Source organism: Leptospira alstonii serovar Sichuan str. 79601, from assembly GCF_000347175.1.
Taxonomy (GTDB): domain Bacteria; phylum Spirochaetota; class Leptospiria; order Leptospirales; family Leptospiraceae; genus Leptospira; species Leptospira alstonii.
In genome coordinates this window covers 1-4,058 of sequence record NZ_ANIK01000050.1, presented here as the reverse complement: position 1 = coordinate 4,058, position 4,058 = coordinate 1, and the positions used below count along the sequence as shown (strand labels likewise).

Annotated in this window: 4 protein-coding genes and 2 pseudogenes; 5 read left to right on the top strand and 1 reads right to left on the bottom strand. The window is 37.5% G+C overall.

Annotation, left to right across the window (positions count from 1 at the left end; all coding sequences use genetic code 11):
* From LEP1GSC194_RS11010 to LEP1GSC194_RS10995, 4 genes and pseudogenes are all read left to right on the top strand, one after another.
* A partial coding sequence (locus tag LEP1GSC194_RS11010) for a hypothetical protein (RefSeq protein WP_036042411.1) occupies nt 1-722 on the top strand: 722 nt, incomplete at its 5' end.
* Nucleotides 723-744: 22 nt separating this feature from the next.
* Nucleotides 745-1,086 (top strand): hypothetical protein, encoded by a 342-nt coding sequence (locus tag LEP1GSC194_RS11005; RefSeq protein ID WP_036042409.1) that lies wholly within the window; start codon nt 745-747, stop codon nt 1,084-1,086.
* Between the two features lie 386 nt (nt 1,087-1,472).
* A pseudogene (locus LEP1GSC194_RS11000) lies at nt 1,473-2,101 on the top strand (LBL_2463 family protein).
* A 16-nt stretch (nt 2,102-2,117) separates the two neighbouring features.
* The gene (locus tag LEP1GSC194_RS10995) at nt 2,118-3,020 is read left to right on the top strand and encodes an LIC10906 family membrane protein (protein ID WP_020773661.1); all 903 of its coding nucleotides are present in this window, start codon (nt 2,118-2,120) and stop codon (nt 3,018-3,020) included.
* A gap of 91 nt (nt 3,021-3,111) precedes the next feature.
* On the opposite strand, the gene LEP1GSC194_RS10990 is transcribed toward LEP1GSC194_RS10995, so the two are convergent.
* Nucleotides 3,112-3,540, bottom strand: a complete 429-nt coding sequence (locus tag LEP1GSC194_RS10990; protein ID WP_173644598.1) for a helix-turn-helix domain-containing protein — start codon at nt 3,538-3,540, stop codon at nt 3,112-3,114.
* Between the two features lie 203 nt (nt 3,541-3,743).
* Between LEP1GSC194_RS10990 and LEP1GSC194_RS10985 the strand changes: the two are divergent.
* Nucleotides 3,744-4,058 (top strand): annotated as a pseudogene (locus tag LEP1GSC194_RS10985) (hypothetical protein); the annotation flags it as partial.

The window sequence follows — 4,058 nt, the reverse complement described above, 5'->3', positions numbered from 1 at the left end:
TCCAGTCCGGTCACAGTTTGGATATGATGTTTTATGCGGCTTTGTATCAATACGCGCAGATGCCGAATAGCCCGCAGAAAGAGCAAAGCGATCTAATGCTTCTTTACTTGCACAATCAACAGATCCGTAATACTTCCGGACCGGGTTGTCCGGTCAGCGGTAAGAATCGTGCAGTATTTGGGAATTTCCAAGGAGCCGGTAGATGCGGTGGATCTTTGCCTAAGAATGTTGAGTTTGGTATATCGTTTATTTTACTTGCCGCTCAGCGAATAGGTTTAGATCAAGGTCCAGCATTAGCGTTAGCATATTACTTTTTAATGAAACCAAACTCAGCATTAACGATAGTAGATCGATCTGGGATTGCCCACGATGAAGAACACGAATGGTCATCGAGCAAACAAGCGATTCACGCAAATGAGGATTGGATTAAACAATCGTGGGGAAATTATTTCTCAATCAATGAGCAAAAGGCAGCTTACAAAAGGGAGTATGACGCTTTACCGAAGAGTTATGATCGTTATGGAAATACAGGGAAGTCGGTTATAGCCGGTGTGAATTATGCGGCGACGACGCTTTTTGATTACGAAGCATTGCGGGTAGGGACTACTCTTTTTGCCATTCAAAATGTGGTCGGTTATACACTGCAATTTGCTCATCATGCGACGTTTGTCCACAAAGCGCGATATAACAACTTTTGGAAACCGAATAAATGGAAGTTATAACGGGAAGGAAAAAGGAAAGAATATGACTAAGTTAGTGATGATTGTCGTGGTAGTTTATTTTAATGTAAACTGTTTTATTGGGACTCAGCGTGATACGTGTAGATACAATTTGCATGAAAGCACCCAATCTATTAATTGCAATTTTATTGGTGCTGGCCTACAGTCAGTTAATAATACTAATGATCCAGATGTTGCACGAGAAAGAGAGGAAACGACTAATTATTTTATTTTAGAATGTCTTCGGTACTACCAAAGACTTCAAGAATGCGACAAAGAGGAAAACCGTTACATTCCAAGCATATACGGAATTAATACGAATCCTGTTTCTCCAAGTGAAGCTGAGGTATTATCTAAGAGGCTTTAAGGGGGTTTCTTATTTTCCTGCGTGAGCGATCGTAGTGGAAATACTGCAACGCAACATGAGTTAAATGCAGAAACAAGAATATACGAAAATATTGAAATGGTGCGTTGCAGATTGAAACGAAGAGCGCGACTCTGCGCTGAAGTTCAGAAAGATTTCGCAGAGGCACGCCCCTGATATCTAATTCCTATCCACTAACCCTTTGGAACATGTATTTCTTTCACCCGGTGTTGCTACTCTGTGAAATCCGAAAAGGATTGTCCGGAAATTCGGACAGCGAAAAAAGCTGCCCACAAGAGTTTTAACGCAAATTAAAGATTAGTAAAGTAAGATCGTTTTAACGCAGTATTTTGATTTGACCTAAACATAGTTTGTGACATAATTAAATTATGTCACAAACTACCACAAAACTCCATTCTTTTGTAAAAGAAAAACTTGAAGTAAAAACGATTCTCGGACTGGAATCCCCGGACGAATTGAAAAGGATAAAAGATTTTGTATCCAAAATATATTCCGAATCCGGATATTCACATTCTAGCTGGAAAAATATTAATTACGACCCTTGGTCTACTTGGTTTTATGTGGAGGATTCCAGGGAAATTTTAGCCGCGATGCGGATTATAGAAAAAAAACCGGAAAACGTGATACCATTGGAAGTTGCCGTTGTCTGGGGACAACCTTCTCCACTTAAACAATACAAGGTTATCGAAGAAAACGTAGCGGATTGGAATTCAGTCGCATTCTTGCCAACAAGTAAAAGCGGAAGGGCCTGTGCTTCTCTCTTTAAAATAGTCGCAAAACATTGTTTAGAAAAAAATTACGCAATGGTTTATGGAATGTACAACCCGGATTCAAAAGGAATCGAAAGAATTTATTTTAAAGCAGGCGTAGTTCATTCTGAAAAATATCCGGACCTTATGTATTTCCCAGGTTTCTACCTGAATGAAGAATTTTGTCAATTTAAGTCATTGAAATCGTAAAAGAGTCTTTACGAAAAATCGTCTCAAATTTACATTAAACACGAGTAAATTTATATGGATACTACAGCTATCTATAATATTACAATTGGCTTTTTTCTTTTATTTTTAGGAAGTTATGTATATCGGATTCCCCCTCGTAAGGATGTTCAAAAATATTTCTTTTGGCTTTGTGTATCTCTTGCGGCTTGGAGGTTTTGTTTCGGATTTCGTTCCAATCTACCTTTTGAATTCCGGGAAATTGCTTTGAACTGGACATTGATCCCCATCCTGTTTACTCCTTATTTATTTTATGCACTTGTAAGATCTTTATTCGAAGATCATTTTGCTCCGAGTCGTTGGAACCTCTTCATCAATTTAATAGCACTTTGCTATCTGATTTTTACGGCTGCTACCGGTTCGGTAGCGGAAATCCAAGATCGTTCTATCTTTTCTTATCGACCAACTTATAATTACCATTTAAGCATCGTTTATTGTGGAATTTATATTTCCTTTTCTTTCATTATTTTAGTTAAAAAGGCATTTCAAAATCGAGGAGATCTCAGAGTCAGAGCTTTCCTTATATCGGTAGGAACTTTTATTGCATTTTCGGTTTCCATTCTTTGTGTTTATATCCTCCCTCTTTGCGGATATTTCTACGCTCCCAAGGCAGCATTCGGACTCCTTTTAGCTTTTATTTTTGGGGCAGTTGCGATCTTGCACTACGACGCGTTTGAAATCAAAGAAAAGATTTTAGAGGGAGAGAAATTGCCGTTAATCAATCGTATTTTTTCACTTCCGGTTCTAGGCTTATACAATCTTCTCGATTCTCCGCAATACGGATTCAAACTTTTGAATAGTAAATCGATGGTAACGCTTGGCATTTTAACTGAAAATTATAAACTTCAAAAATCTACGGATTTTGATGTCGAAGATATATCCGGTATCATTGCAGATCGTTTTAAAAAAAGAATTCGATAAAATTAAATTTTTATAAATTACTTATTCTTTATAAAAGACGTTTCAATTGATTAATAAGGAGAAATGAGATTCGCTTCCAAGCGAATAAAATTTATCCTTTTTTCTTTAGTCTATCCACCATATCTTCGATTACTGCTCTATCCTCGGAAGCCAAGGTTAAAATATCTTCCAGCAGTTTTCGAATTCCCGGGATTCGGTCCACCTTTCGAAGGAAAGTTAATTCCGCATTTAGAGTCGCAACTTCTTGAGAGTTTCCTTTTTTATTCTTTTGAGTTCCGTTTCCGGTTAAAACCCAATCTTTTCGAAATCCGAATTTATATTCGATTACCATAGCAACCGGATCGGATAGTTCCCTTTCTCCGGAAATAATATTAGAGACTTGTTGCTTGGAAATCCCCACTTCATTTCCGAATAAGCTCTGTGTCATTCCGGTTTCGGAAATGATAAAGGCGAATCTTCCGGACTGCGTTTTTAAATCAAATGTATTCACTGGGTATTTTTTATTTGACAAAGTATTCATTGAATACATGTTTGTTTTCTACCAAATTCCAACTCCAAAGGAAGCGTAAATGGCCGATCCAAAAACGCAAGAATTTAACCAGGCTTATTATGGAAGGTCAATAAATTTAAAAATACATTCGCTGGCCTTAGGGCCGTTTAAAGGCATTTAAGAGTAGAGTTTCACAATCAGGACCAAAGAAATTTTTTACGGAAGTTAGCATCTTGATCGCAAAATCCATCCATTCAATTTTGAAACGTCTCGGAATCCTTAAGAAACGTTGTTTTCATTTTTGGAGTCGAACGGACAAGGATCGCAGTTCTAACGATGATATCATATTCCCCGCCTTACTTTTCTTAATAGGAGCTTCAACGGTTCTTTGGGAAGAGGCTCTACAAGAAAAAGATCCGAGCAACAAATTAAAACTGATTTTCCTAATCTACGGATTACAAATTGTCTCCTTTTTATTACTCAGGCCGGTCCTTAGATCGATTTTAAAAGTCGAACAATCTTTATCGATTCAGAAATACATTCTATTT

What these genes read in the sequence shown, in the direction of transcription:
- LEP1GSC194_RS10995 (WP_020773661.1), top strand. Translation starts at nt 2,118, where the DNA reads ATGGATACTACAGCTATCTATAATATTACAATTGGCTTTTTTCTTTTA.
- LEP1GSC194_RS10990 (WP_173644598.1), bottom strand. Translation starts at nt 3,540, where the DNA reads ATGAATACTTTGTCAAATAAAAAATACCCAGTGAATACATTTGATTTA.
- LEP1GSC194_RS11005 (WP_036042409.1), top strand. Translation starts at nt 745, where the DNA reads ATGACTAAGTTAGTGATGATTGTCGTGGTAGTTTATTTTAATGTAAAC.